We start from the raw sequence: 26,015 nt of genomic DNA, 5'->3' as shown, positions 1-26,015 counted from the left end.
GGCGAGCCGAGCGGTAGCGCCCTGAAAAAGAAAGGCCCCGGATCGCTCCGGGGCCTTTTTCGTACTTACCAAATCCGGGCCCGGGCGTCCGGGGCCAGATACTGTTCGTCGCCCGGCTCGACGCCGAAGGCGGCGTACCAGGCATCGATGTTTCGGGGCGGGACGGCCGCGCGGTACATGGCGGGGGCGTGGGGGTCGGTCGTCACCTGCTGGCGCAGATAGGCGTCGCGGCTGTTGGTCCGCCACACCTGGGCCCAGCCGAGGAAGACCCGCTGGTCGCCGGTCAGCCCGTTGATCACCGGGGCCGGCTGGCCGTTCAGCGACATGCGATAGGCGTCCAGCGCCATCAGCAGCCCGCCCAGGTCGGCGATGTTCTCGCCCATGGTCAGGTCGCCGTTGACGGTGGCGCCTTCCACCGGCGACAGGGCCGAGTATTGCGCACCCAGGACAGCGGCCCGTTCCTCGAACTTGGCCGCGTCCTCGGCCGTCCACCAGTCACGCAGCACGCCGTCGCCGTCGGTCTTGCGACCCTGGTCGTCGAAGCCGTGGGTGATCTCGTGGCCGATGACGGCGCCGATGCCGCCGTAGTTCACCGCCGGATCGGCGCGCGGATCGAAGAAGGGCGCCTGCAGGATGGCGGCAGGGAAGACGATCTCGTTGCGCGGCGGGTTGTAGTAGGCGTTCACGGTCTGGGGCGTCATGCCCCATTCCAGGGGGTTCACGGGGCGATCCAGCTTGGAGAGGGCGAACTCCCACTCGAAGGCCGCCGAGCGCTCGACGTTGCCGTAGAGGTCGCCGGCCACGAGGGTCAGCCCGTCGTAGGAGCGCCATTCGTCGGGATAGCCGATCTTCACCCCGAACCGGCTCATCTTGTAGAGGGCCTGTTCCTTTGTTTCCGGGCTCATCCAGTCGAGGTTCTGGATGCGGACGGTCATGGCGGCGCGCAGGTTGGCGACCAGGTCTTCCATCTGGGCCTTGGACTCGGCCGGGAAGTGACGGGCCACGTACTCGCGACCCAGGGATTCACCCAGCGAACTCTCGACCAGGGCCACGCCGCGCTTCCAGCGGGGCTGGATCTCCTGCTGACCGCTCAGGGTCTTGCCGAAGAATTCGAACCGGGCCTGGACGAACGGGTCGGACAGATAGGGGGCGGCCTGGTCGATGACGTGGAAGGCCTCCCACGACTGCAGGGTCGAGATCGGGGTTTCGGCGAAAACGCGGGCCATGCCGGGGAAGGCGGTGTTGTTGGCGGCGATCAGGGTGCGGTCGGCGCCGAGGCCGGCTGCGGTCGACCAGGCGGTCCAGTCGAACCCGGGCGCGGCCGTGTTCAGTTCGGCCACGGTCATCGGGTTGTAGAGCTTGTCGATCTGCCGGTTCTCGACCTGGGTCCAGTGTTCCCGGGCGATCGCGGTCTCGAAGGCCAGGATGGCGTCGGCGGCCGCGGCCGGCTCGGGCCAGCCGGCCAGGGTCAGGGCCTGTTCGACATAGGTGCGATAGGCGGCCTTCTGGGTCGCGAACCGCTCTTCCAGATAATAGTCGCGGTCGGGCATGCCGATGCCGCCCTGGACGACATAGGCCGAGGTGCGATCCGGGGTGCGCAGATCCTCAAAGGCCTGAACGCCGAACAGGCTGGAGCCGAAGCCGTACTGGGTGCGGCCCATCAGGGCGGCCAGCTTCTCGCGGGTGTCGGCGGCGCGAACCTCGGCCAGATCGGCCTGCAGCGGCGAGACGCCCAGGGCATTGATCGCCGCCTCATCGAGGAAGGCGGAATACATGGAGCCGATGCGGGTCGCGTCCGCGCTGGCGCCCGGGTTTGCCGCGCTCTCATCGATGATGGTGCGCAGATTGGCGTCCGAACGGTCCCGCAGCACGGTGAACATGCCGTAGGAGGCCTTGTCGGCGGGGATCGGCGTGTTGGCCAGATAGGTCCCGCTGGCGTAGCGGTTGAAGTCCTCACCGGGCCGGATCGAGGTGTCCATGCCGTTCAGGTCGAAGCCGAAGACGCCGATCTCGGCCTGATCCTCGGACGGGATTTCGACCGGCAGGGGCGCGGTCTGGGCCAGGACGGGCGAGGCGATCAAGAGGGCGGCGCCGGCGGCGCACGCCATGAGGCGGAGTCTGGACATGAGGGATCCCTGTCGGAAGATTTGCGGCAGACTGAACCCGCTGGGTCGCGGTGTCGCGGGCAAAGCGTGATGATTACAAACTTCTAATCCGCGCCCGGCAGAAGTCGGCCAGCGCCCGCGGGTAGAGGGTATGCTCGGCGTTGAGGACCCGCTGGGCCAGGGTCGCGGGCGTGTCGCCCGGAACGATCGGCACGGCCTGCTGGTCGAGGATGGGGCCTTCGTCGACGCCCTCGGTCACCAGATGGACGGTGCAACCCGCCTCGGCGTCGCCGGCGGTCAGGGCGCGGGCATGGGTGTCGAGGCCCGGATATTTCGGCAGCAGACTGGGGTGGATGTTCAGCATCCGGCCCTCCCAGGCGCCCACAAGGAAGGGCGTCAGCAGGCGCATATAGCCGGCCAGGGCGACGACCTCGGTCCCCGCAGTCTCCAGTTCCGACTGAATCGCGGCCTCGTGGGCGGCGCGGTCCTTGCCGAAAGGCCTGTGGTCGACGGCGGCGGTGGCGACGCCCTTGGCCCGCGCCACGGCGAGGCCGCCCGCCTCCGGATCGTTGGACAGGACCAGCACCACCTCATACGGCGCATCGGCGGCCTGACCCGCGTCGATCAGGGCGGCCATGTTCGATCCGGCGCCGGAAATCAGCACGGCCACGCGCACGCGGCCCCCGGGCTGTCTCATCGTGCGGCGGGCGCCGGCGGGTCGCCGACCGAGACGAAGGCGCCGGCGGGACCCGGGTAGACGACCGGGCTCTCATAGCCGTCCTCGGAGATGGCCGAGACGCCGAAGAAATAGTCGTCGATCGGAATGCCGGTCAGGACCAGCGACGTCGTTGTGCCGGCCGAGCGGTTGAACGTCCACTGCGGCGCGGTGGTCGAGCGCCACCAGACGCGATACCCGACCGCGCCTGGCACGGCGGCCCAGCGCAGGGTGGTGTCCGGCTTGACCGCGCCCTCGATGGTCACATCCGCCGGAACCATGGGCGCATTGGCCAGCGCCGCCATGGTCGCGATGTTCAGCCGGGCGACCTGGGCCAGATAGTCGAAGTCCACGCCCTCGATCGTGTCGCCGTATTCGACGCCGTTCTCGGTGCGCAGGTCCTGATGCTGGCGGTCGTAGTTCTCGGCGCCTTCCGAGATGCGCACGGCAGGGAAGCCGGCGCGCAGCATCTCGACCTGGTCGCCGCCGCGCCCGAAGCGGTCGGTGCGATAGATCATGTCGACGTCGAAGTTCGCCAGATAGCGGTCCGCTATGCCGTCGACATAGCGGGCGAGGTTGCGCGAAGAACTGTCGACCTCGCCGCCGTTGTAGCGCCGGCGATCGGCCTGCAGGGTCGTCTCGACCGTCTTGGTGCCTTCGGAGAAGACCCGGACCCGCGTGGTGTCGCGGACGCCCGACTGGCCTTCCGAGTTGCCGACGATGTCGTTGTTCAGATTGGCCTCGACGACCCAGCCCTGCGCCTTGGCATAGTCAGCCAGGATCTTGCCGCCGAGCAGGCCCTGCTCCTCGCCTGACAGGACGGCGTAGACCAGGGTGGCGTCGAACGTGTGTTTCGACAGGACGCGGGCGGCCTCCAGAACGGCGGCCACGCCCGAGGCGTCGTCATTGGCGCCCGGTGCGTCGGCGGTGAAGTTCATCACGTCGGTGACGCGGCTGTCGATGTGGCCCGAGATGATGATGACGCGGTTCGGATCGCCGCTCCCGCGCTGGATGGCGACCACATTGACGACCTCGGTCGGCGTCGGGACGCGTGGACCGGTCACGGTGTCGGCCGGCAGGGCGATCTCGAGACAGGTCCCGCATTCGGCCGAGATGCGGCGGAACTCCCGTTCGGTCCAGCGACGGGCGGCGCCGATGCCGCGCGTCTCGGATCGGGTCTCGGACATGGTGTGTCGGGTGCCGAAGCCGACAAGCGCCGTGATGTCGGCGTGCATCCGGTCGGCCTCCACCTCGGAGACGACTGTGTGCAGTAGCGGCTGTTCGATCGCGGCGGGTGTCTGGGCCTGGGCGACTGCAGGCAGGGCCAGCAGGGCGGCGAGGGCTATCAGGCGCATGGGACGACTCCGTGTTCAGAGACAACCTAGCGACATCCCTCTCCCACCGGGAGAGGCTTAAACCAGTTGTCCGCAGACGAACGCCGCTTCACCGGCTTCCAGCAACCCGGCCAGCACGTCTTCGGCATTCTCCGGCGCGACGATCAGGATGAAGCCGATGCCGCAGTTGAAGGTCCGGCGCATCTCGTGGTCCGAGATGCCGCCGGTCTCGGCCAGCCACTGGAACACAGGCGGCACGGGCCAGGCGTTCCAGTCGAACTCGGCCGACAGGCCCTCGGCGATGCAGCGGGGCGGATTCTCGATCAGGCCGCCGCCGGTGATGTGGGCCGCGCCCTTGATCAGGCCAGCCTTCATCAGCGGCAGGACCGGCTTCACATAGATGCGCGTCGGCTCCATCAGGGCCTGGGCGAGGGACCGGTCCCTGGCGAAGGGGGCGTCGTCGCCCCAGGCCAGACCCGAACGCTCCACCACCTTGCGAATCAGGGAGTAGCCGTTGGAGTGCGGACCCGACGACGCCAGGCCGATGATCAGGTCGCCGGTGTTCTGCAGGTCCAGCCGGGGCAGGGCGTGGCCCCGCTCGACGGCGCCCAGGGAGAAGCCGGCCAGGTCGTAGTCGCCGCCCGAATACATGCCGGGCATCTCGGCCGTCTCGCCGCCGACCAGGGCCGCGCCAGCCTGACGACAGCCCTCTGCGATCCCCGACACCACGCGGCGCGCCGCGTCGATCTCGAGCTTTCCGGTCGCATAGTAGTCGAGGAACAGCAGCGGCTCCGCGCCCTGGGCCAGCAGGTCGTTGACGCACATGGCGACCAGATCGATGCCGACGCCGTCATGACGGCCCGTCTCGATGGCGATCTTCAGCTTGGTGCCGACGCCGTCCGTGGTCGAGACGATCAGCGGATCCACGAATCCCGCCGCCTTCAGGTCGAACAGGGCCCCGAATCCGCCCAGCGACGGCTCCGAACCGGGGCGGGCCGTGGATTTGGCCAGGGGCTTGATGTGTTCGACCAACATGTCGCCGGCGTCGATATCCACGCCCGCATCGGCGTAGGTCAGGCCGTTAGGCAATGGGTCTTTATTGTCGCTCATCGCTCACGGGCCTGGAATCGGTGCGGAAATATGGTCGCGGCTCTTGCCACGACGGCGTCGGGCCGGGCTATAGCATTTCAATGACGCCGATCACCACCAATGACGCGCTGGTCCAGTTCTGTTCCGCAGTCGCCAGCGCCCCGTTCATCGCGGTCGATACCGAATTCATGCGGGAGACGACCTACTGGCCCAAGCTGTGCCTGATCCAGGCCGCCACGCCGGAGCATGAGGCCATCATCGATCCCCAGGCCGAGGGCCTGGACCTGGAGCCGTTCCTGGACATCCTGCGCGATCCGAAGATTGTGAAGGTCTTCCACGCCGCACGCCAGGACACCGAGATCTTCGTCAAGCTGGGCGCCATGCCCAGGCCGATGTTCGATACACAGATCGCCGCCATGGCCGCCGGGTTCGGCGATCAGGTCGCCTATGACGGGCTGGTGCGCCAGATGCTTCGCATCGACCTCGACAAGGGCAGCCGGTTTACCGACTGGTCGCGCCGGCCCCTGTCTGACGCCCAGCTGACCTACGCGATCGGCGACGTGACCCATCTGGCGGCCCTGTATCCGAAGCTGCGCGACCGGCTGAACAAGGACGGCCGCCTCGACTGGGTGACGCAGGAGATGGAGGATCTGGTCGATCCGGACCTCTATGACACCGATCCCGAGAAGGCCTGGAAGCGGCTGAAGCCCAAGAAGTACAACGCAAAATACCTCGCCGCCTTCAAGGCGACGGCGGTGTGGCGCGAGCGGGCGGCCCAGGATCGCGACCAGCCGCGCGGCCGTATCCTGAAGGACGAGGCGATCGACGAGATCGCGACCCAGACGCCGATGGACGTCGACGCCTTCAACCGTCTGCGCTCCGTGCCCAAGGGATTCGGCGGCTCGCGGCTCGGCCTCGAACTGACCGAGGAGCTGAAACGGGTCATGGCCGACCCCGAGGCTCATGCCCCCAAGCTGGATCGTCCGGCCCATAACCAGCCGGCGCCGCCGTCGGTGGTCGAACTCCTGAAGGTTCTGCTGAAGGCCAAGAGCGACAATGCCGGGGTGGCGTCCAAGCTGATCGCCAACGTCGCCGACCTCGAGCGAATCGCCATCGACGACAACGCCGCGGTCGAGGCCCTGACCGGCTGGCGGCGCCAGCTGTTCGGCGAGGACGCGCTCAAGCTCAAGCGCGGCGAGATCGCCCTGGTCCTCAACGGGGCCCGGGTCGAGGTCGTCGAGATCGAATAGGCCGCCTTCTCAGATTTCCAGCTTCAGTCCCATGGCCTCGGCCAGGGCCTTGGCGCGTCGACGGGTCTGTTCGCCCAGCAGGACGTCGGCATAGCCCGGCGAGGCGGTCAGCTTCAGGACGCCGTCCCTCACGGTAACCGAGGCGTTGGCCAGCAACTGCGGCGAACGCCCCGACAGGTCGCAGCCCAGCCGCATGGCCAGCCCGAGAGCCCGGGCGCTGGCGCGGGCGTCATCGCTCAGAAGCCGATCGACGACTGCGGGCGCAGGTGTGGAAGCTCCGCCGCCGTAGCGGCCGTTCAGGGCGCAGGCCAGCCATACCCGCTCGGGGTGGGTCTGGCCCGGGATCGGCGCGCGCAGGACCTGGTCGAACACCAGCTCCAGCCGGTGATCGGGATGCAGTCGCGCGCCCAGATCGGCGAGTCGGCACGCGGCGGCGGCCAGCACGGCGTCGCGTTCGCGGCCGAAAGCCTCGGGCAGGGCCGCGATCACATCGCCCAGCCAGGCGTTCAGCGCGGCGGGCAGGGCCGGCGAGATGCCCTGGCGCGCGCCGAGGGCGGCGGCTCCGGCGATCAGCGGATCCGCAGGCGCCTCGTCCTGATCCAGAGTCTCATACAGCAGGCCCTCGCGCAGGCCCCAGGCGGAGAAGGTGACGGTCTTCAGCCCCAGGGTGTCGATCAGTCCCTCAAGCACGAGGGCGGCATAGGGCAGGGTCTCGGCGCGGCGTTTGGACACGCCCGGCAGCCGGTCCAGCGAGGCTTTCGACTGCTGCGCCACCAGCCGCGCCATGCCCCGCGCGTCCTCCGCGCTCATCGCATACTGGTGGACGATGTGGAGCGGATAGTCGCTCATCGCCATGTGCAGCTGGGCCAGCGAACGCCAGCCCCCGCCCACGGCGTGCAGTTCGCTGGCCGAGAATCGCTTCGCCGCCGGCTTCAGCCGGTCCGCGATCGTGGCCCGCAGCCGACCGGCGTCGAACCCCTTTGGATCCGCCAGACTGAACGGCCCCAGCGGCAGGGTCACGCCGGGCGTGATGGAGCCCTGTCCGACCTTGATCAGCTCAAGGCTGGACCCGCCCATGTCGGCGGCGACGCCCTCCGAGCGCGGCTCTCCGGCGAGCACGCCGAGCGCGGCGTATTTCGCCTCCTCCTCGCCAGTCAGGACACGGACGCGCAGGCCCGTGGCGGCGGCGACGCGCTCGCAAAAGTCCGGACCGTCCCGGGCTTCACGCACGGCGGCGGTGGCGGCGACGAAGGTGTAGGCGGGCCGAACCCCCTCCAGCACGGCGGCGAACCGGCGCAGGGCGGTCATCGCCATCTCGATGCCCGCAGGCGAAAGCTTGCCGGTTTCCGGCAGGTCCCGGCCCAGCCCGGCCAGCACCTTTTCGTTGAACACGGTCCAGATGGCGCGGCCTTCCAGCCGGTACAGGACCATACGGACGGAGTTCGAACCGATGTCGATGACCGCCGCCTCGCGCGGCGTCGCGTAGAGTTCGTTCACTTACCGGGCCGATCGTAACGCAGCGCTTCCGGCCTGTTCTTGACCTTGCGGCCCCGGCCCGACAGGCTGGGGTTGGTCATGAAGTATTTGTGCGCCGAGAAGGGCCGCGCCGGGTCGGCTGGCGTGACTCGGATGTAGCCGCCTTCGGCGCCCAGCACCCAGCTCTGGGCGTCGTCCTTCAGGTTGGCGACCATGATCTGGTCCAACACCTGGTCGTGGACCGTCACATTGGTGATCGGCGTCATGATCTCGACGCGGCGATCCAGGTTGCGGGTCATCCAGTCGGCCGACGAAATGAACAGCTTGGCCTTGTCATGCGGCAGGTCGCGGCCGTTGGCGAAACAGATGATCCGGCTGTGCTCCAGGAACCGGCCGACGATCGACTTGACCCGGATATTCTCCGACAGGCCCGGCACGCCCGGCCGCAGGCAGCAGATGCCACGCACGACCAGTTCGATTCGCACGCCCCACTGGCTGGCGCGGTACAGGGCGTCGATGATCTCCGGATCGACGAGCGCATTGAGTTTGACCCAGATCGCCGCCGGCTTGCCCTTGGCCGCCGCCGACATCTCCTTGCCGATCAGTTCGATCAGCGTGGCCTTCATATTGAGCGGAGAGACGACCAGCGCCTCCAGATCCTCGGGCTGCGCGTAGCCCGTGATGTAGTTGAACACCCGCGACGCATCGCGAGCCAGCACGGGGTCCGAGCTGAACAGGCTGAGGTCAGTGTAAATCTTGGCCGTAATCGGGTGATAGTTGCCGGTGCCGAAATGGCAGTATGTTTTCAGCCCGTCGCCCTCGCGGCGCACGACGACGCTCAGCTTGGCGTGGGTCTTGTACTCGACGAAGCCGAAGACGACGTGGACCCCGGCGCGCTCCATCGCCCGGGCCCAGCGCAGATTGGCCTCCTCGTCGAACCGGGCCTTGATCTCGACCAGGGCCACCACGTTCTTGCCGTTCTCGGCCGCCTCGATCAGGGCGGCGACGATCGGGCTGTCCTTGGAGGTGCGGTAGAGAGTCTGTTTGATGGCGATGACATTGGGGTCGCGCGCCGCCTGTCGCAGGAACTGGACCACCACGTCGAAGCTCTCGAACGGGTGGTGGATCAGGATGTCCTTCTCGCGCACGGCGGCGAAGACGTCGCCGCCCTGATCGCGGACCCGCTCCGGATAGCGGGGCTCATAGCCGGGGAATTTCAGGTCGGGATGGCCCGAGGGGATCAGTTCGCCCAGCTGCGCCAGGCCCAGCATGCCGTCGACCAGCACCACATCCTGGGGGGCGGCCTCCAGTTCGCCGACGATGAACTCGCGCAGATCGTCGGGCATGGACGCCTCGATCTTGACCCGCACCACCGAGCCAAGGCGACGTTGCTTCAGCGCTTCCTCGAACTCCAGGACCAGATCCTCGGCCTCTTCCTCGATCTCGATGTCCGAATCGCGGATCAGACGCAGCACGCCCTTCTCCAGCACCTCGTGGCCGGGAAACAGGTGCTCGATGAACAGCAGCAGGACGTTTTCGAGCGAGATGAACCGTCTGCGCCCCTTCACCGACCGCCCGTCACCGGTCAGCTCCCAGAACCGCCGCACCTGGGTCGGGACAGGGACCAGCGCATAGAGGGTCTTGTTGTCCCGTTCGCGACGCAGTTTCAGCGCCAGCGAGAAGCCGAGGTTGGGCAGGAACGGGAAAGGGTGTGCCGGATCAATGGCCAGGGGGGTCAGGACGGCGAACAGCTGGTTCAGGAACTCGGGCTCCAGCCGCTCCTTGTCGGTCTTGGTGATCTTGCCGGAATGAACGACCTCGATACCGGCGCCGGTCAGTTCCTTGCGGAGCTGGCGCCAGCGGGCCTGCTGTTCGGCCATCAGCTCACCGGCGGCGACATTGACCTTTTCCAGCTGTTCGGCGGCGGTCAGGCCGTCGGCGGACAGGACCCGGACGCGCTCGCGCACCTGGCCCTTCAGGCCGGCGACGCGGGTCATGAAGAACTCGTCGAGGTTATTGGCCGAGATCGACAGGAACCTCAGCCGCTCCAGCAGGGGGTGGCTGGGGTTCGCGGCTTCCTCGAGCACCCGGGCGTTGAAGGCCAGCCAGCTGATCTCGCGATTAAAGAACCGGGTGGGCGAGACCATCAGGTCCTCGTCCAGATGCAACTGGGGCGCACGGGAGGAGGGGACTTCCTCTCCCCGGGTGGCGTCGGCGATGGCGGCGTCGGACATGGGCCGGTTGTGGGGCGCGATTGTTACGGCTGCAACCCTGATCCGCCTTCATCTTGAGCCGCGTCGTCGAACAGATCGTCGCTGGCCCCGAGAACCTGCCGCGCGAGGGCCCGGTTCACCGGCCGATGCTCGGCGTCGAGGCGTTCGACGACGGTCGCGGCGGCCGCCGCCGACCGGTCGATCCGCATCACCAGATAGTCGATCACCCCGTCTCCCGGCGTGATGCTGCGCTCGGCGAAACGCGCGGCGAGGATGGCGGACAGCACCGTATCGTCCGGCGCCTCCATGGCCACGACCCGCACGGCGTCGAGACGCGAGCGCAGATCCGGCACATCAACCTGCCAGCGCCGCGGGGAGGGGCGCGACACCATCAGAAGGGCGCCCCCGTCCTGCTGGGCCAGGTTGATCAGGTGGAACAGGGTCTCGTCGTCGGCGTCCTGGGCGATGTCCAGAAGCACCGGACGGCCCTCCAGCTCCAGCGGATCGGCGAGCGCGGCCTCCGCGCCGTTCAGGGGGATGGCGCCGACCCTTTCAGCCCAGATGGCGGCGAGGTGGCTCTTGCCGCAGCCGGCAGGGCCGCAGATGGCCATGACCTGGCCCGCGCTGTCCGGCCAGGCGGCCAGGGCGTCGACGGCATAGGCGTTGGAGGCCGAGCGGACGAAGGCCGTCGCGCCGTGCGGCACGTCCCGGGTCAGGGGCAGCCTGAGCTGTTCGCGAGGGGGACGGCGCGCCGACATCGGTTCACCATAGCAGATCGGGTCGATTGTCCTGATACGGGATCACGATGCGACGTGGACAGACGATCCAGTCCTGTGGACCGCTGCGACCGCGTTTGACGCCGCACAAATAAAGTCATGTGACGCGGAAGCCCTTCTCTCGTCCCGCCGGGCGGGGTTCCCCACGCCGCGAATGCGCCTTGGTGTCGAAATGAGCTAGACTGGCAGAGCGTCCAGCCAAGGGTTCGTCCACTCTGGGCTATCCGGACTCGCCGGACCCGGCGGACTGTGTTTTCGGGTCCGGCGCCACGGCCGGACTCGCCGCCGACCTTGACTTTCCGGGGCGCGGATGCGCCTTACGCCGCTTCCAATTCCCGCCGTTTCCCGGCCGATTCAGACGATTTTCCCCCCGATGTCCGACATGCACGCCTATCGCTCCCACACCTGCGGCGCCCTCCGGTCTTCGGACGCGGGCTCTAATGTGCGCCTGTCGGGCTGGGTGCACCGCAAGCGCGACCACGGCGGCCTGCTGTTTATCGACCTGCGCGACCACTACGGCCTGACCCAGCTGGTCTTCCACCCGGAGACCCCGGGCTTCGAAGCCGTCGAGCGCCTGCGCGCAGAGAGCGTCATCCGCGTGGACGGCGAAGTCATCGCCCGCGATGCCTCGGTCGTGAACGCGACCCTGCCGACAGGCGAGATCGAATTGCGCGTCTCGGGCGTCGAGGTCCTGTCCGAGGCTGCCGAACTGCCGCTGCCGGTCTTCGGCGAGCCGGAGTATCCGGAGGAAATCCGTCTCAAGCACCGCTACCTCGACCTGCGCCGCGAGACCCTGCACAAGAACATCGTCCTGCGGTCGCGGGTGATCTCCTCGATCCGGCGTCGCATGGTCGATCAGGGCTTCCTCGAATACCAGACGCCGATCCTGACGGCCTCGTCGCCCGAAGGCGCGCGCGACTTCCTGGTGCCGTCGCGTCTGCACCCGGGCAAATTCTATGCGCTGCCGCAGGCCCCGCAGCAGTTCAAACAGCTGCTGATGGTCTCGGGCTTCGACCGCTATTTCCAGATCGCCCCATGCTTCCGCGACGAGGACCTGCGCGCCGACCGCTCGCTGGAATTCTACCAGCTCGACGTCGAGATGAGCTTCGTCACGCAAGAGGATGTTTTCGCTGCGATCGAACCTGTGATGCACGGCGTGTTCGAGGAGTTCGCGGACGGAAAGCCCGTCTCGCCGATCTCCGGGACCCACACGTTCACCAACGACTTCGGCCAGACCCTGGAGCACGCCGGCTTCGAGCGCCTGACCTACGAACAGTCGATGAAGTGGTACGGCACCGACAAGCCGGACACCCGCAACCCGATCAAGATGCAGGACGTCTCGGAGCATTTCCGCGACGGCGGTTTCGGCCTGTTCAACAAGATCCTCGGCGCCGACGCGAAGAACGCCGTCTGGGCCATTCCGGCCCCGACCGGCGGCAGCCGCGCCTTCTGCGACCGCATGAACGCCTGGGCCCAGGGCGAGGGCCAGCCTGGCCTCGGCTACATCTTCTGGTCAGACGACAACAACGCCTGGGGCGGCCCGATCGCCAAGAACCTGGGCGAAGCCACCGACGCCCTGATGACGGCTCTGGGGCTCGGAAAGGGCGACGCCGCCTTCTTCGCCGCCGGCCTGCCGTCGGTGTTCGCCAAATTCGCCGGTCTGGCCCGCACCCGCGTCGCGACCGAGCTGAAGCTGGTCGACGAGGAGCAGTTCAAATTCTGCTGGATCGTCGACTTCCCGATGTTCGAATGGTCGGAAGAAGAGAAGAAGGTCGACTTCTCGCACAACCCGTTCTCGATGCCGCAGGGCGGTCTGGAGGCCCTCGAGACCCAGGACCCGCTGACCATCCGCGCCTACCAGTACGACATCGTCTGCAACGGCTATGAGCTGTGCTCGGGCGCGATCCGGAACCACAAGGCCGAGATCATGCTCAAGGCCTTCGAGCTCGCCGGCTACGACGCCTCGGTGGTCGAGGACCAGTTCGGCGGCATGCTGAACGCCTTCCGTTACGGTGCGCCGCCGCACGGCGGTCTGGCTCCCGGCATCGACCGTATCGTCATGCTGCTGGCCAACCAGGTCGCGATCCGCGAGGTCATCGCCTTCCCGCTGAACCAGCAGGGCCAGGATCTGTTGATGAGCGCGCCCGCAGACGCGCTGGATCGTCAGTACAAGGAACTTCACATCCGCCAGAACCTGCCGCTGAAATAACGGCGGGCTCGACGGCCGCCGCGATCAGTGGCGGTCGGCGCTGGCGAAGTTGCGGCGCGGCGACGGCGGAGCCGGAGGCGCGGGCGGGGCCGGGGGCATGACCCGCGCTCCGCAGCTGCGGACGCTGAGGCCGTTCGGCAGGCGGGTCGAGGAGTCGCCGCAGGCCTGCGAGACCTGGGTCTGGGTCAGGCCCCGGGCCGTCGACAGGTCGGCGCCCCGGATGTCGGCGCGGCGCATCGAGGCGTCGGTGAAGCGGGCCCGTCCGAAGTTCGCCTGGGACAGGCGCGCGCCGTCCAGTTCGGCGTTGCTGAAATTGGCGCTGGCGAAGTCGCCGCCGGCCATGTTGGCGGCGTTCATCTCGGCATTGGCGAAGGAGGCGCCGCGCGCTCTGACATTGGCCAGGGTCGTGCCGAACAGCTCGGTATTCGACAGATTGGTTCCCGACAGGACCGCGCCGTTCATGTTCGCGCCCATGAGCTCGGCGCCCGACAGATTAGCGCGGCTGAGGTCGGCCCGGGTGAAGTTCGATCCCTGGGCCTCCGCTCCGCTGATGTTGGCGTTGATGAAGACAGCGCCGGTGAAGTTCGATCCCTGGATCTCCACGCCGGTCATGTTTGCGTCGGTGAAGTCGCTGTTCGAGAAGTTGGAACCGACCAGTTCGGCGCCGCGCATGTCCGCCCCGACCAGCATCGCGCTCTGGAAGCTGGCGCCGGTGAAGGTCGCGCCGGCCAGGTTGCGGCCCGACAGTTCGCAGCGGTTGCAGGACCCGCCCAGCGAGACCATCCGGGTCACGTCGCGGTCCTGAATCGACAGGCCGACCTCGGCCGCCGCAGGAGCCGCAAGCGCCGAAAGGCCGGCGAACAGCGCGAGCGCCGGCAGGGCGGCGGACAGGTGGCTGGAAAAAGTCACGGTCTGTTTCACGTCCCCTAGATGATCCCTGATCACCGGAAACCCTACTTAAATCGCGGTAAGGATGGAGGTCTTCAACAGGCGGGAATGCGCAGACTTCCGGGCAGGGTCGTCGCGGCGTCGCCGCAGGCCCGGTTCAGCTGGCTCTGGGTCAGGCCGGTGGCGCGCGCCAGCTGGGCTCCGGAGAAGTTTGTCCCGGTCAGGGTCGCGCCCGAAAAGCTGGAGCCTTCCAGATAGGCCCCGACGAAGCTGGCGTTGGTCAGGTCGGCGCGGTTGAAGTTCGAGCTGGAGAAGACACCGCCGTAGGCCTCTACGTCGCGCAGGTCAGCGCCGGAGAACCGCGTGCGGTTCATCTCCGAAAGACTGAGGTCCGCCTGGCGCAGCCTGGAGCCGCTGAGGTTCAGGCCGCGGGCCTCCAGCCCCGAGAAATCGCCCTGGAACAGGTTGCACCCTGAACAGCTGGCCCCGCCGCGCACGCGGGCGATCTGGCCGGCGTTCTGGGCAAGGGCCGGGGCGGCGATGAGGGCGAGGGCGGTCGCCACGAGGATCAGGCGTTTCAAGGCGGTCGTGCTCCGAAGCCGGCGAACCGGCGGCGTTCGTCGTCCCATGGCTACCGCACAGGTGCTTACGATCTGCTGAACCGCGCTCAGTCGGTTCTGACGACCCGGGCCAGCATGGCGCGATAGCTTTCGGACAGGGGTTCAGACTTGCCCTCCAGCGCACGGACATAGGTCAGCGAGACCTCGGTCAGAAGTTGGCCGCTCCGCAAAATGTCGACGCGAAGCTCATAGCTGGAGCGTCCGATCCGGGGCACGGAGACCTGGATGTCCAGGAGGTCGTCAAACCGGGCCGAAGCGCGAAAGCTGGCGCGCGCATCGACCACGTAGCTCTGGCCCATGTCGGGGTAGTCGCCGGTCATCACGCCGGCGGCGCGGAAGAACTCTGTCGCTGCGACATCGGCGTAGACGAAATAGTTGGGGTTGAAGACGACGCCCTGGGCGTCGACCTCGCCCCAGCGAACGCGAAGGGGGCAGCTGAAGGCGGACACCAGGCCTTATCCGCGCATCTGGGGCGCGATGCCGCAGGTGTCGCAGATCCAGGCCCCGCCGCGTTGCTGAAGCGTGAAGTCACCGCAGGCGGGGCAGGCGTCGGCCTCGCCGTGATCACCGTTTCGGCCCGGCATTTCGGCCTTCCGGCCGAACGGCAGGACCACGAGATTGTCCGGCGTGGCCCCCCGGGCGAAACCTTTGGAGATAAAGCGGGCGGCCGGGACCAGTTCATCGGCCTTGCCCGAACCCAGACCGTCGGCGTCGAGCGGCTCCGCATCGGCATTGGCCAGTTCGTGGCGGTCCAGATAGGACACGCCCAGTTCGCGGAAGATGTAGTCCAGGATCGATGTCGCCGATCCGATGGAATCGTTTCCGGTGACCCGCCCCGCCGGCTCGAACCGGGTCAGCAGGAAGGCGTCTACGAACTCGTCCAGCGGCACCCCGTATTGCAGGCCGATGGAGATCGCTATGGCGAAATTGTTCATCAGGCTGCGGAAGGCGGCGCCTTCCTTGTGCATGTCGATGAAGATCTCGCCGAGTTCGCCGTCCTCGTATTCGCCGGTATGGATATAGACCTTGTGGCCCCCGACAGCGGCCTTCTGGATGTAGCCCTTGCGGCGATCGGGCAGTTTTCGGCGGGTGCGGACGCGCTCGATCACCCGTTCCACAACGCGCTCCGTCGTCGCGGGACGAGGCTGTGGCGCGGGTTCCGGCGCGCGTCGGGCGGGTTCGAAATCCGGAAGGTGAAGCAGGGGCTGATTGGAGGCCTGACGGCGCGAGAGGCGAATCGCACGACGACCTTCGGACGCGGCCTGGGTCAGCATGGCCATGGCCGCGCCGATTCCCGCGCGGCTGGGCAGTTCAACCGAGGTCATGTCCGCCACGTCGCTGAACGGCTCGGCTACGCGGGTCAGGTTGGTGGAGGCGGCGTCGAGGTCGGCGAGAATGGCCTTCAGCCGCAACGGCGCGCTCGGCCAGGCGGACAGATCACGGTGGCCGAACACATATTCCGTCGCGGCAGTGATCTCTTTCGGGGTGGCCAGCAAGGCCAAGGGGCCGCTTGGGCCCGCGGTCTCCTGATCGAAGCCGAGGACGTCGCGGATGAAACCGGCTTCCAGGACAGGCGGGGCGAAGGCCTCATCCAGCCGTTCGACATGGGCCAGAGCCGCCTCGACGGCCTCGAGCTCCACCTCGGTAAACCCCTTCGCCGCGAGTTCGGCATAGCCGAGCGCGGGCGAGTCGATCAGCGTGCGGCGGCCCAGGAGCCAGCGTTCGGCGCCCTCGACGTCGCCGCCCTGGGCCGTGATTGCGGCGGCCAGCGCCGGGTGCAGACGGCGAACCATGCCCCCGTCCCGGGTCTCGAACACTTCAATGCCGGACAGCGGTGCAACGCCCAGCCTGAGATCCCGCTCGGCATCCGCCGCCAGGGTCGCGATCAGGCATTGGCGGCGGCCGGAGGCGCTGGCGGCGGCATGGGCCTGGGCGGTTCGCAAGGCGGCCGCCCGCCCGAGCTCGCTCGTCAGGTCGGCGAGGTGGGCCTCGCGCATCTCCAGGGCGGCCAGAACGGCTTCCGCTGCGACGGGCCAGTCGGCGGCCGGGCGCAGTGCTTCGGCGAGTTCGCTGGAGGCGAGGGATGCCGCGGCGGCGAACAAACCGGATGCCGCGGTGAACTCATTTTCGTTGACCACACCGCCAGCCTCGGCGACCAGCCAGTCGAGACCGTTCGCCAGCGTCAGAACAACGGGACGCACGGCGTGACGCCGACGCGCCAGCCGCCCATCCGGGGCGAAACCGCAGGCGACCTCGATCTCCAGAGCCGTCGTCCAAAGCCGGGCGAGAGCGTCGAGGGCATCGATCATGTCGGGCAGGGTGGCGGCCACGGCGGGCAGGGCGATGGCGCAACCCGGAGCGATCGCCAGATCCGCAGCGGCCTCTGCATCACGCACGGAGAAGGCGACCACGAGGTCGTCGGCCAGGCTGCCGTCGGCGGCGGCCCGGAGCGGGGCGTCCATGGGCGAAGCGGGATCGGCGACGGCGACGACCCGCGTCTGCTTCAGCGGCTCGGGCTCCGGCGCGGAGAAGACCCGTCCGGCGATGGCATCCAGAATGGCTGTGTCATCCGCCCCGGCGCGACGAGCGGCGAGGGCGGCGCGTCCGAGAGCGGGATTGGAGGCCGGGTCGGCGCACACCGAGGTCGGGCCTTCGCAACGCCTGACCGCATCGGTTACCGCGCGCAGGGTGCGGGTGACGCCGGACAGGGCATGGGCGGTCACACACGCCGTGCGTCGCCGTGCCGTGTCGCTTTCGAATCGGGCGCGAACACCGGCGTCGCCGAGGTCGAACACGGTCGCGTTGCGGGTGGGGCCGGGCTGGTCTTCGGCGGCGGGCGGCGTCCGGGCGCCTTCGAGCAACCCTGACGACGGCGCGGCGAGACCCAGAAGAACGCTGGCGACCAGTTCCGAGGCGAAGGTTTCAGCATCCGACGCGGACGGGAACACTCCGGTCGACCGACCCCAGGCCGCAAGACGGGCGGCCCATCGATCGAGGGCTCCGTCCAGAACGGGCGGTCCGGCCGCCGCTGTGCGGGAGGGCGCGCCCTCAAGGCGGGGCCAGTCGTCGGGCGACTGGTCGTGCCAGTCCAGCCAGGCCTCAACCCGCGCGTCGCTCCAGCCGGCCGGGGCCATGACCCGGATGACGCGGTCGGCCCGCTCGATCTCGCGCGCTTCGCACGCGACGGAGGCCGCAAGGTCGGTCAGGAAGGGGGTGAAGCGCATTCGCAGGCCCGGACAGGATCGTTTCGTCAGCCTAGGGCGCTCCGGCCCTGCCTCGCAATAGATGTAGCGGTCTGCTTGCGGGTTACCCCCAAGATGTTGCTCGCGGCGATTTCGGCTGGACGCTGGACGCGGACGCGGCCGGTTTCTATGATCGGGAGACTGGATCGGGCCTCCCGCCGATCCGAATCTGTAGACTGGATAAGCCTCGTGCTCGGCAGAATCTTCGGTTGGACGTCCGGCGCGACGATCGGCACCCTCTTCACCATCGCCAAGCGCGGCGAGCTCATCGGGACCGACGAGAACGGCAACCGCTACTACCAGTCGCGCGACAATGTCAGCTATGACGGCCGCAAGCGCCGCTGGGTGGTCTATGACGGCTATGCTGAGGCGTCGAAGGTGACGCCGGACTGGCATGGCTGGCTGCACTACACGTTCGACGAGCCGCCGACGGAGGCGCCGCTGCCGCGCCGTCGGTGGGAATTGGATCACCGTCCGAACATGACTGGCACGCCGTTGGCCTGGCATCCTCAAGGCTCCCTGCTGGAGGAGGGGGTTCGCCCCGCCGCGACCGGCGACTACGAGGCCTGGAAGCCCGAATGAACCGCGCGCGCATCCTGCTGATCGGCACGGCGGTCGTCGGACTGGCCGTTTCCGGCGGCGTGGTCGCCGGCGGCTGGCAGAATGCTCCTGCCCAGGACGCGACCCCGGCAGCCGATCCTGTCGGCGACGCCCTGAGGGCCGACCCGACGCAGGAAGCTGCCCCGGCGGCCGATCCGGCGCCTGCCGTGCCCATCGCCATCACGCCGCCGCCTCCGGTCGAGATCGCTACGGCCGCCCTCGAAGAGGACAAGGGGGGCGATCAGGCGGAAGACGAGGATGCGGAAGACAAGGACGAGGGCGAGTCCGACGAAGACAAGGCCAAACGCCTCGCCGCCGACACGCCTGTCCCGCGCCAGCGTCGCCGCATCGCGATCATCGAGGCCATCGACAAGATCACGGCCGAAAGCATGCGGTTCGAGGTCGAGGTCGGCGGACGGCCCGTGCGCTTCAACCAGTCGCTGATCTTCACCGCCCGCGCCTGCGAGGTCTCGGCCGAGAACGAACTGGTCTCCGACGCGATCGCCTATATCGATGTGACGTTGCAGCCGAAGGCGGCGGGTGCCGCCCCGCGCCAGATCTTCCGCGGCTGGATGTTTTCGTCGACCCCGGCGCTCAGCGGGCTGCAGCACCCGATCTATGACGCCTGGGTCGTGGGCTGCAAGGCGTAGGTCACGGCCTCAGCGCCCGACAGCGGACGGGTCAGGGCGGTCGGATCGGGTATCACCGGCAAGGCGTCAGCCAGGCGCTTCAGATAGGCGCTCTGCGGGATTTCCCGCAGGCCGAACTGGTCCAGATGCGGGGTGCGGAACTGGGCGTCCAGCAACCGCCAGCCGCCGAGCCGCAGGTGCGCCACGAGGTGCACGAGTGCGACCTTGGAGGCGTCCGTTGCCCGGCTGAACATACTCTCCCCGAAAAAGGCGCCGCCCAGGGTGACGCCATAGAGGCCGCCGACCAGGACCTCATCGCGCCAGCATTCGATGCTGTGGGCGTGGCCCCTCATGTGGAGATCCAGATACAGGCCCATGATCGGGTCGTTGATCCAGGTCTCCTCGCGGCCCGGTCCGGACGCGGCGCATGCGTGCAAGACGGCGTCGAACGCCGTGTCCACGCGCACGACAAAAGGCTCTTTGCGGATTGTTCGGCGCAGGCGGGCGGGTACGTGGAAGCCGTCGAGCGGGATGACGCCGCGCTGCTCCGGCTCCACCAGATAGACGCGTGGGTCGTCGCGATCCTCGCCCATCGGAAAGACCCCGTGGGCATAGCACTGCAACAGGGCGTGGGCGTCGAACGGGTCCGGCGGCGAGAAGGCGCTGGCCGCCGGATCAGTCATAATCCTCCCCCTTGGAGCGAGGGGGACCGCGAAGCGGAGGAGGGGAATGGCCCCAGATGCTGGCGTGTACGGATGGCCCCCTCCGTCACGGCGCAAAGGCGCGCCGCGCCACCTCCCCCAACAGGGGAGGAATGGGCGTCATTCGCCCTTCTGACGCTTGGCCCAGTTTTCCAGCCAGTGGATATCGTAATCGCCTGACAGGATGTCGGGCTCCTGCAGCAACTTCTGGAATAGCGGAATGGTGGTGTCGATGCCGCCGATGACCATCTCGTTCAGACTGCGCTTCAGGCGGGCCACGCACTCGGCGCGGTCGCGGCCGTGGACGATCAGCTTGCCGATGAGGCTGTCATAGTAGGGTGGGATCGAATAGCCGGCGTAGATTGCGCTATCGAGCCGCACGCCCAAGCCACCGGGCGCGTGGAAATCGGTGACCGTGCCGGGCGACGGCGCGAAGGTTTCCGAGTTCTCGGCGTTGATACGGACCTCGATGGCGTGGCCCTCGAAATGGATCTCCTCCTGGGTGAAGGACAGTGGCAGGCCCGCAGCGATGCGGATCTGTTCGCGAACCAGATCCACGCCGGTGACGGCCTCGGTGACCGGGTGTTCGACCTGCAGGCGGGTGTTCATCTCGATGAAGAAGAACTCGCCGTCCTCCCACAGGAATTCGATCGTGCCCACGCCCAGGTAGCCGATCTTGCCGATGGCCCGGTTGACGACCTCGCCGATCTGGACACGTTCGGCCGCCGACAGGGCGGGCGAGGGGGCCTCTTCCAGCACCTTCTGATGACGACGCTGCAGCGAGCAGTCGCGTTCGCCGAGGTGAACGACGTTGCCGTGGCTGTCGGCCACGACCTGGATCTCGATGTGGCGCGGTTTCTGGAGGTAGCGCTCCATGTAGACGGCGCCGTTGCCGAAGGCGGCCTTGGCCTCGGTCTGGGCGGTCTGGACGGCCTCCACGAGGTCGTCTGCGGTCAGGGCGACCTTCATGCCGCGTCCGCCGCCGCCCGCCGCCGCCTTCACGATCAGCGGGAAGCCGATGGCCTTGGAGGCTTCGATGGCCGCCTCGATCGTTTCAACCTCGCCGGCCGAGCCGGGAACGCAGGGGATGCCGGCCTCCAGCACCGTCTGTTTGGCGCTGATCTTGTCGCCCATGACCCGGATATGTTCGGGCTTGGGACCGATGAAGGTCATCCCGTGCGCTTCGACGATCTCGGCGAAACGGGCGTTCTCGGACAGGAAACCGTACCCCGGGTGGATCGCCTGGGCGCCGGTGATCTCGGCGGCTGCGATGATCGACGGAATGTTCAGATAGGACTTGGCGGCCGGGGCCGGGCCGATGCAGACGCTCTCGTCCGCCAGGCGGACCCACATGGCGCCGCGGTCGGCTTCCGAGTGCACGGCGACGGTGGAGATGCCCATCTCCTTGCACGCGCGGTGGATGCGCAGCGCGATCTCGCCGCGGTTGGCGATCAGGACTTTCGTAAACACGGGCTCAGGCCTCGAGAACGACGAGGGGTTCGCCGAACTCGACGGGCTGGGCGTCGCCGACCAGGATTTCCTGGACCACGCCGTCGCGGGGGGCCTGGATCGGGTTCATCGTCTTCATGGCCTCGACGATCAGCAGCGTCTGTCCCTTCTTGACACTGTCGCCGACCTTGGCGAACGGCGGGGCCTCGGGCGAGGCCTGCAGATAGACGGTGCCGACCATCGGCGACTTCACCTGCTCGCCCGATTTGGCGACGATGGTGGCCGGGTCCGACGGCATGGACAGCGGCGCGGCCGAGGCAGCGGGGGCGGCGCCGGGCTGCGGGGAAAGGGCCGGGGCGGACGCGTACTGCATCACCGGGGCTGCGGTGATCTCGCGGGCGACGCGGATGCGCAGTTCGCCCCGCTCGACCTCGATCTCGGTCAGCGAGGTGTCGTTGAGAATGTCGGCCAGCTGGCGGACCAGCGTGGTGTCGATCTCCACCGAGGGCTCGTTATCCAGTTTCTTGTCGGTCGCCATGAGAGCTATGCCTTGTGGTCTGGGTTCAACGGGCAGGCGATGCGGAGCGTTCCCGCGCCAGCCGGAGGGCGGCCTTGACGGCCAGTTCGTAGGAATGGGCGCCGAAGCCCGAGACTATGCCTGTGGCCGCCAGCGATACGTAGGAGTGACGCCGGAATTCCTCGCGTGCTGCCGGGTTGGACAGATGGCACTCGACCACCGGGATGGTGAGGGCCTTCAGGGCGTCCAGCAGGGCGACGGAGGTGTGGCTGTAGGCGGCCGGATTGATCACGAGGGCTGTGGCCTTTGTGCGGGCTTCCTGGATCCAGTCCACCAGCTCGCCTTCGTGATTCGACTGGCGGAAGACGACCTTCGCGCCCCCGGCCGCCGCCTCGCACAGGGCCTGCACGTCGGCCAGGGTTTCGCGCCCATAGATGTGCGGTTCCCGCACCCCCAGGAGGTTGAGGTTGGGGCCGTTCAGGACGTAGAGGACGGGAGTTTCGGGCATTCGCTCCGGGCGGGTTGGCGAAGTGGCTGACCGCTTCGGTGGGGCGGCCTTTTAGCGGAACGGCGTCGCTCGTCAAAGCCGAGGTTGCGCCGCACAGGTCAGGTTGACGTAACGACATGCGCATTCAAGTCAACGGAGATACGCGGGAGGTGGCCGCGCGAACGGTCCTGGCGCTCGTCGAGGAGCTCGGCTTCGACGTCCGCAAGGTCGCCGTGGAGCGCAACCTGGCGATCGTTCCCCGGTCCCTGCATGCGGAAACGGTGCTGGAAGACGGCGACCGGATCGAGCTGGTGCAGTTCGTCGGCGGGGGCTGAGCGGGTTCCGTTTCCGGGCGCGCGGGCCTAGATGAAGGCCATGAACGCTCCCTTCGTCGCACCGACCACTGAAACCCCGGCCGACAGCTGGACCGTCGCCGGTCGCAGCTTCAACTCCCGTCTGATCGTCGGCACCGGCAAATACGCCGACTACGCCCAGAACGCGGCCGCGGCCGAGGCTGCGGGGGCCGAAATCGTCACCGTGGCGCTGCGCCGGGTGAACCTCAGCGATCCGTCCCAGCCGATGCTGGTCGACTATCTGAAGCCGGACCGGTTCACATTCCTGCCCAACACGGCCGGCTGTTTCACCGGCGAGGATGCGGTGCGGACCCTGCGGCTGGCGCGCGAGGCGGGGGGCTGGGATCTGGTCAAGCTGGAGGTGCTGTCGAACTCGGCGCATCTGTATCCCGACATGATCGAGACGCTGCGGGCCCTGGACCTGCTGGTCGCCGACGGCTTCGACGTCATGGTCTACTGCACCGACGACGTGGTCATGGCCAAACGGCTCGAGGACGCGGGAGCGGCGGCCATCATGCCGGCGGCCGCGCCGATCGGATCGGGGCTGGGGCTGCAGAACGCCGTCAATGTGCGGCTGATCGTGGAGCAAGCCGGGGTGCCCGTGCTGGTCGATGCAGGCGTGGGTACGGCCTCGGACGCGACTGTGGCGATGGAGCTGGGGTGCGACGCCGTCCTGACCAACACCGCCATCGCCGGGGCCAGGGACCCGATCCGCATGGCGCGGGCGATGAAGCATGCGGTCATCGCGGGACGCGAGGCCTATCTGGCCGGGCGGATGGCGAAGAAGATGTACGCCGACCCGTCCTCGCCACTGGCCGGCCTGATCTGAGCTTGACGGAACAGCGCGCCGGAGACAGGATGTTCCTGTAATGTTCCGGAGTGGCCGATGCGAACCCTGACAGTCCGAGGCTATATCGCAGTGGCGGTGCTCGGCCTGTTGATTGCGCTCGGGGTCATGGTCGCCGGAAGTGTCAAAGCCCAGGAGGCCGTCGTGTATCACGCCACAGGAACGTTTGAGGTCTCGGTCACGCCCGCCGACCCGGAGGTGGTCGAGGCGGGGCTGGGTCTGTCCCGCTACACGCTCGCCAAGACCTTCAGCGGCGGAATGACCGGCAGCGCGACCGGCCAGATGCTGGCCGGCGGTGTCTCGGCCGAGGAGGCGACCTATATCGCGCTGGAGCGGTTCGTGGGCACGCTAGACGGCAGGCAGGGCGCCTTCCTGCTGGCCCATCGCGGCGACATGAACGCGGAGGGCTACACCCTGTCGATCACAGTCGTGCCAGGATCGGGGACGGGCGATCTGGCGGGGATCAGCGGGGACTTCGCCCTGATCCTCGAAGGCGGGGCGCACCGCTACGACCTGGGCTACAGCCTGCCCAACCCCTGAGACGATCGGGGCGCTTGGAAGCGCTCCTCGACTGGTGCAGGATCGTCGCCTCGGATCGAGGGGAAGACGATGCGACTGAAGCTGCTGACGTTCACCGCTCTGGCCCTCTGTCTGGCGGGGCCGGCTGCCGTCGCGGATGCGACCTCGGCGACGGCGGATGCGGAGGCCAGCGCCTCCCTGCTTCAGAACCCCCGGGGCTGCGGCCGGGTCGGGTCGGTGCTGGATGCGGCGCCGGAAGCCTCCATGGTCCTGGTGCCCGGCTTCGGCGAGGTCGCGAGCTGGACCGTCGACACCACAAATCCCGAGGCCCAGGCCTGGTTCGACCACGGGGTGCGGCTGCGCTGGGCGTTCGAACACAAGGAATCGGTCCGGGCCTTCCGCCGGGCACGGGCCATCGATCCCGACTGCGGCCTGTGCGCCTGGGGCGAGGCCTGGGCGGCGGGTCCCAACCTCAACGGCGGCGGCACGGATGACGACTCCCTGCGGGCCGGTTTGAGGTTGGCTCAGCTGGCCCGGCGCGAGGCGGGAGGCGCCACTGCGCTCCAGCGCCAGATGATCGACGCCCTGATCCAGCGCTATTCGGGGGCCAGGGCGAGCCAGGGCGTGCGCTTCGCCCGCGCCATGGACCGGATCGCCCGCCGCAACCCCGACAGCCCGCTGATCGCCGCCATCACGGCCGACGCCTGGATGCTGCAGGCCGACGAGTGGTGGGATGAAGACGGCGCGCCCAAGGACCGGGGCATCAGCCGGGCGATGGAGATCCTCGAGACCTCGCTGACCAGGGCGCCCGACGATCCGGGAACCATCCACCTCTATATCCACCTGACCGAGTGGTCGGACGACCCGCACAAGGCCATTCCCTATGGCGAGAAACTGGCCCGGCTGGCGCCCTCGGCCAGCCATCTGGTGCATATGCCGTCGCACACCTTCTATCGGGTCGGCCGCTATCGGGACGCGATGAGGTCCAATGTCGAGGCCGTGGCGCTCGACAAGCGCTACGACGAGCTGGCCGCGCCTCCGGGCGGGATCACGGGCATGCCGCTGCACGCCCACAACATCCATTTCGGCATGGGCGGCGCCCTGATGGCCGGCGGGGCGGAGGAGGGGCTGAAGCTGGCCGAGGGTTTCCTGGCCACCTGGCCCGACATCCCGGCGGAGAACCAGTGGCGTCAGCTGATGGCCAACGACGCCTATGCGATCTTCGGCCGGTTCGGCTCACCGGCCCAGGTCGCGGCCCTGGCCGAACCGCCCGAGGGCAAGCCCTTGCTACGCGCCAGCTGGCACTACGGGCGGGGCGAGGCGGCGGCCCGGGCCGGGAACGCGGCGACCGTGCGGGCCGAGGCCGAGGCCATCAAGGCGATCCGCGAGGGCGACTCCCTCACGGGTGACCAGGCCGACGACATGAAACTGTTCGTCGAGGTCTCCCAACGGGTGCTGGAAGGGCGTGCGGCCATGCTGGAGGGCAACGCCTCCGCCGCCGTGGCCGCCTTCACCCGGGCCGCCGAGATCCAGGGCATGGAGGAGGAGGGCGGTGACCCGCCGATCATCTGGTATCCGACCCGGCGCAGTCTGGCCGCCGCCATGCTGGCCAACGGCGACGCGGCCGGGGCCAAGGCGAAGATCGAGGAACTGCTGACCGACTGGCCGATGGACCCCTACAGCTATTTCGTCCTCGCCGAGGCCGAGGCGGCCCTGGGCAACACCGCCGCCGCCGGGACCGCACGGGAGAAAGCGCGGGTCGAGTGGATCGGTGGCGAGATGAGCCTGAAGCTGGCCTAGGCTCGGCTGTCTACTTCTCTCCGTTCATCCCGGCGCAGGCCGGGATCCAGATCACAGAGCGAGGAAGCAGGGATTCGATGCCGGGCGTCTTCCGCCCGATCAAGTTCGCTCTCTTGGCTCGCCCTTCCCCGGGGGTGCACGAGGGGGGCTTTCTTTCATTCGTCCGGACGAAACATGCCCTGACAAAACGGCCGAA

23 protein-coding genes are annotated in these 26,015 nt (G+C 68.2%); 8 read left to right on the top strand and 15 right to left on the bottom strand.

Annotated features, from left to right (window positions below; translation table 11 throughout):
• Window positions 1-65: 65 nt before the first annotated feature.
• The 4 genes from RMO01_RS04740 to purM form a co-directional block, all read right to left on the bottom strand.
• On the bottom strand, window positions 66-2,126 hold the full coding sequence (locus tag RMO01_RS04740; protein ID WP_309627891.1) for a M13-type metalloendopeptidase: 2,061 nt from the start codon (window positions 2,124-2,126) through the stop codon (window positions 66-68).
• Window positions 2,127-2,199: 73 nt separating this feature from the next.
• Window positions 2,200-2,802 (bottom strand): phosphoribosylglycinamide formyltransferase, encoded by a 603-nt coding sequence (purN, locus tag RMO01_RS04735; RefSeq protein WP_309627890.1) that lies wholly within the window; start codon window positions 2,800-2,802, stop codon window positions 2,200-2,202.
• Window positions 2,799-4,175: a M28 family metallopeptidase gene (locus RMO01_RS04730; protein ID WP_309627889.1), complete on the bottom strand. Its 1,377-nt coding sequence runs from the start codon at window positions 4,173-4,175 to the stop codon at window positions 2,799-2,801. The genes purN and RMO01_RS04730 overlap by 4 nt, the downstream gene beginning before the upstream one ends.
• 57 nt (window positions 4,176-4,232) lie before the next feature.
• A complete protein-coding gene (purM, locus tag RMO01_RS04725) occupies window positions 4,233-5,264 on the bottom strand; it encodes a phosphoribosylformylglycinamidine cyclo-ligase (protein ID WP_309627888.1) in 1,032 nt (343 codons plus the stop codon).
• Window positions 5,265-5,344: 80 nt separating this feature from the next.
• On the opposite strand from purM, the gene rnd reads away from it, so the two are divergent.
• Window positions 5,345-6,493, top strand: a complete 1,149-nt coding sequence (gene rnd / locus RMO01_RS04720; RefSeq protein ID WP_309627887.1) for a ribonuclease D — start codon at window positions 5,345-5,347, stop codon at window positions 6,491-6,493.
• Between the two features lie 9 nt (window positions 6,494-6,502).
• Here the strand turns inward: rnd and RMO01_RS04715 are convergent, their stop codons facing one another.
• The 3 genes from RMO01_RS04715 to RMO01_RS04705 form a co-directional block, all read right to left on the bottom strand.
• On the bottom strand, window positions 6,503-7,924 hold the full coding sequence (locus tag RMO01_RS04715; protein ID WP_409013047.1) for a Ppx/GppA family phosphatase: 1,422 nt from the start codon (window positions 7,922-7,924) through the stop codon (window positions 6,503-6,505).
• A gap of 62 nt (window positions 7,925-7,986) precedes the next feature.
• A complete protein-coding gene (locus RMO01_RS04710; RefSeq protein WP_309627885.1) occupies window positions 7,987-10,203 on the bottom strand; it encodes an RNA degradosome polyphosphate kinase in 2,217 nt (738 codons plus the stop codon).
• A 23-nt stretch (window positions 10,204-10,226) separates the two neighbouring features.
• Window positions 10,227-10,940, bottom strand: a complete 714-nt coding sequence (locus tag RMO01_RS04705) for a chromosomal replication initiator DnaA (protein WP_309627884.1) — start codon at window positions 10,938-10,940, stop codon at window positions 10,227-10,229.
• Window positions 10,941-11,331: 391 nt separating this feature from the next.
• Here RMO01_RS04705 and aspS point away from each other — a divergent pair, with 391 nt between their 5' ends.
• Window positions 11,332-13,167, top strand: a complete 1,836-nt coding sequence (gene aspS, locus RMO01_RS04700) for an aspartate--tRNA ligase (protein WP_309627883.1) — start codon at window positions 11,332-11,334, stop codon at window positions 13,165-13,167.
• A 24-nt stretch (window positions 13,168-13,191) separates the two neighbouring features.
• Here the strand turns inward: aspS and RMO01_RS04695 are convergent, their stop codons facing one another.
• From RMO01_RS04695 to RMO01_RS04680, 4 genes are all read right to left on the bottom strand, one after another.
• Window positions 13,192-14,076 carry a pentapeptide repeat-containing protein gene (locus RMO01_RS04695; RefSeq protein ID WP_309627882.1) on the bottom strand — a complete coding sequence of 295 codons (885 nt, stop codon included), beginning with the start codon at window positions 14,074-14,076 and terminating at the stop codon, window positions 13,192-13,194.
• Between the two features lie 74 nt (window positions 14,077-14,150).
• Window positions 14,151-14,636, bottom strand: a complete 486-nt coding sequence (locus RMO01_RS04690) for a pentapeptide repeat-containing protein (RefSeq protein WP_309627881.1) — start codon at window positions 14,634-14,636, stop codon at window positions 14,151-14,153.
• Between the two features lie 86 nt (window positions 14,637-14,722).
• The gene (locus RMO01_RS04685; RefSeq protein ID WP_309627880.1) at window positions 14,723-15,124 is read right to left on the bottom strand and encodes a thioesterase family protein; all 402 of its coding nucleotides are present in this window, start codon (window positions 15,122-15,124) and stop codon (window positions 14,723-14,725) included.
• Window positions 15,125-15,130: 6 nt separating this feature from the next.
• Complete coding sequence (locus tag RMO01_RS04680) at window positions 15,131-17,899, bottom strand: TSCPD domain-containing protein (protein ID WP_309627879.1); 2,769 nt, start codon at window positions 17,897-17,899, stop codon at window positions 15,131-15,133.
• A 207-nt stretch (window positions 17,900-18,106) separates the two neighbouring features.
• On the opposite strand from RMO01_RS04680, the gene RMO01_RS04675 reads away from it, so the two are divergent.
• Window positions 18,107-18,499, top strand: coding sequence for an NADH:ubiquinone oxidoreductase subunit NDUFA12 (locus RMO01_RS04675; protein WP_303695551.1), 393 nt, complete (start codon window positions 18,107-18,109; stop codon window positions 18,497-18,499).
• Window positions 18,496-19,167, top strand: a complete 672-nt coding sequence (locus tag RMO01_RS04670) for a DUF2155 domain-containing protein (protein WP_309627878.1) — start codon at window positions 18,496-18,498, stop codon at window positions 19,165-19,167. The genes RMO01_RS04675 and RMO01_RS04670 overlap by 4 nt, the downstream gene beginning before the upstream one ends.
• Here RMO01_RS04670 and aat read toward each other — a convergent pair.
• The 4 genes from aat to aroQ all read right to left on the bottom strand — a co-directional run bounded on the left by aat (window position 19,134) and on the right by aroQ (window position 22,321).
• Entirely contained in the window at window positions 19,134-19,829 is a 696-nt protein-coding gene (aat, locus tag RMO01_RS04665; protein WP_309627877.1) for a leucyl/phenylalanyl-tRNA--protein transferase, read from the bottom strand. The two genes, RMO01_RS04670 and aat, sit on opposite strands and share 34 nt — an antisense overlap.
• 138 nt (window positions 19,830-19,967) lie before the next feature.
• Entirely contained in the window at window positions 19,968-21,317 is a 1,350-nt protein-coding gene (accC, locus tag RMO01_RS04660; protein WP_309627876.1) for an acetyl-CoA carboxylase biotin carboxylase subunit, read from the bottom strand.
• A 4-nt stretch (window positions 21,318-21,321) separates the two neighbouring features.
• The gene (gene accB, locus RMO01_RS04655; RefSeq protein ID WP_309627875.1) at window positions 21,322-21,834 is read right to left on the bottom strand and encodes an acetyl-CoA carboxylase biotin carboxyl carrier protein; all 513 of its coding nucleotides are present in this window, start codon (window positions 21,832-21,834) and stop codon (window positions 21,322-21,324) included.
• 25 nt (window positions 21,835-21,859) lie between these two features.
• The gene (gene aroQ / locus RMO01_RS04650) at window positions 21,860-22,321 is read right to left on the bottom strand and encodes a type II 3-dehydroquinate dehydratase (protein ID WP_309627874.1); all 462 of its coding nucleotides are present in this window, start codon (window positions 22,319-22,321) and stop codon (window positions 21,860-21,862) included.
• A gap of 116 nt (window positions 22,322-22,437) precedes the next feature.
• On the opposite strand from aroQ, the gene thiS reads away from it, so the two are divergent.
• The 4 genes from thiS (at window position 22,438) to RMO01_RS04630 (ending at window position 25,819) form a co-directional block, all read left to right on the top strand.
• Window positions 22,438-22,635 carry a sulfur carrier protein ThiS gene (gene thiS, locus RMO01_RS04645; RefSeq protein ID WP_309627873.1) on the top strand — a complete coding sequence of 66 codons (198 nt, stop codon included), beginning with the start codon at window positions 22,438-22,440 and terminating at the stop codon, window positions 22,633-22,635.
• 40 nt (window positions 22,636-22,675) lie between these two features.
• A complete protein-coding gene (locus RMO01_RS04640; protein WP_309627872.1) occupies window positions 22,676-23,482 on the top strand; it encodes a thiazole synthase in 807 nt (268 codons plus the stop codon).
• A 57-nt stretch (window positions 23,483-23,539) separates the two neighbouring features.
• Window positions 23,540-24,040, top strand: a complete 501-nt coding sequence (locus RMO01_RS04635; RefSeq protein ID WP_309627871.1) for a DUF3224 domain-containing protein — start codon at window positions 23,540-23,542, stop codon at window positions 24,038-24,040.
• Window positions 24,041-24,109: 69 nt separating this feature from the next.
• Window positions 24,110-25,819 carry a hypothetical protein gene (locus RMO01_RS04630; protein ID WP_309627870.1) on the top strand — a complete coding sequence of 570 codons (1,710 nt, stop codon included), beginning with the start codon at window positions 24,110-24,112 and terminating at the stop codon, window positions 25,817-25,819.
• Window positions 25,820-26,015 lie beyond the last annotated feature (196 nt).

The organism is Brevundimonas sp., assembly GCF_031412435.1.
In the GTDB taxonomy this organism is placed as follows: domain Bacteria; phylum Pseudomonadota; class Alphaproteobacteria; order Caulobacterales; family Caulobacteraceae; genus Brevundimonas.
This window is presented reverse-complemented; position numbering and strand designations above follow the sequence as displayed.

What these genes read in the sequence shown, in the direction of transcription:
- RMO01_RS04740 (WP_309627891.1), bottom strand. Translation starts at nt 2,126, where the DNA reads ATGTCCAGACTCCGCCTCATGGCGTGCGCCGCCGGCGCCGCCCTCTTG.
- purN (WP_309627890.1), bottom strand. Translation starts at nt 2,802, where the DNA reads ATGAGACAGCCCGGGGGCCGCGTGCGCGTGGCCGTGCTGATTTCCGGC.
- RMO01_RS04730 (WP_309627889.1), bottom strand. Translation starts at nt 4,175, where the DNA reads ATGCGCCTGATAGCCCTCGCCGCCCTGCTGGCCCTGCCTGCAGTCGCC.
- purM (WP_309627888.1), bottom strand. Translation starts at nt 5,264, where the DNA reads ATGAGCGACAATAAAGACCCATTGCCTAACGGCCTGACCTACGCCGAT.
- rnd (WP_309627887.1), top strand. Translation starts at nt 5,345, where the DNA reads ATGACGCCGATCACCACCAATGACGCGCTGGTCCAGTTCTGTTCCGCA.
- RMO01_RS04715 (WP_409013047.1), bottom strand. Translation starts at nt 7,924, where the DNA reads ATGGTCCTGTACCGGCTGGAAGGCCGCGCCATCTGGACCGTGTTCAAC.
- RMO01_RS04710 (WP_309627885.1), bottom strand. Translation starts at nt 10,203, where the DNA reads ATGTCCGACGCCGCCATCGCCGACGCCACCCGGGGAGAGGAAGTCCCC.
- RMO01_RS04705 (WP_309627884.1), bottom strand. Translation starts at nt 10,940, where the DNA reads ATGTCGGCGCGCCGTCCCCCTCGCGAACAGCTCAGGCTGCCCCTGACC.
- aspS (WP_309627883.1), top strand. Translation starts at nt 11,332, where the DNA reads ATGTCCGACATGCACGCCTATCGCTCCCACACCTGCGGCGCCCTCCGG.
- RMO01_RS04680 (WP_309627879.1), bottom strand. Translation starts at nt 17,899, where the DNA reads ATGCGCTTCACCCCCTTCCTGACCGACCTTGCGGCCTCCGTCGCGTGC.
- RMO01_RS04670 (WP_309627878.1), top strand. Translation starts at nt 18,496, where the DNA reads ATGAACCGCGCGCGCATCCTGCTGATCGGCACGGCGGTCGTCGGACTG.
- aat (WP_309627877.1), bottom strand. Translation starts at nt 19,829, where the DNA reads ATGACTGATCCGGCGGCCAGCGCCTTCTCGCCGCCGGACCCGTTCGAC.
- accB (WP_309627875.1), bottom strand. Translation starts at nt 21,834, where the DNA reads ATGGCGACCGACAAGAAACTGGATAACGAGCCCTCGGTGGAGATCGAC.
- aroQ (WP_309627874.1), bottom strand. Translation starts at nt 22,321, where the DNA reads ATGCCCGAAACTCCCGTCCTCTACGTCCTGAACGGCCCCAACCTCAAC.
- thiS (WP_309627873.1), top strand. Translation starts at nt 22,438, where the DNA reads ATGCGCATTCAAGTCAACGGAGATACGCGGGAGGTGGCCGCGCGAACG.
- RMO01_RS04640 (WP_309627872.1), top strand. Translation starts at nt 22,676, where the DNA reads ATGAACGCTCCCTTCGTCGCACCGACCACTGAAACCCCGGCCGACAGC.
- RMO01_RS04635 (WP_309627871.1), top strand. Translation starts at nt 23,540, where the DNA reads ATGCGAACCCTGACAGTCCGAGGCTATATCGCAGTGGCGGTGCTCGGC.
- RMO01_RS04630 (WP_309627870.1), top strand. Translation starts at nt 24,110, where the DNA reads ATGCGACTGAAGCTGCTGACGTTCACCGCTCTGGCCCTCTGTCTGGCG.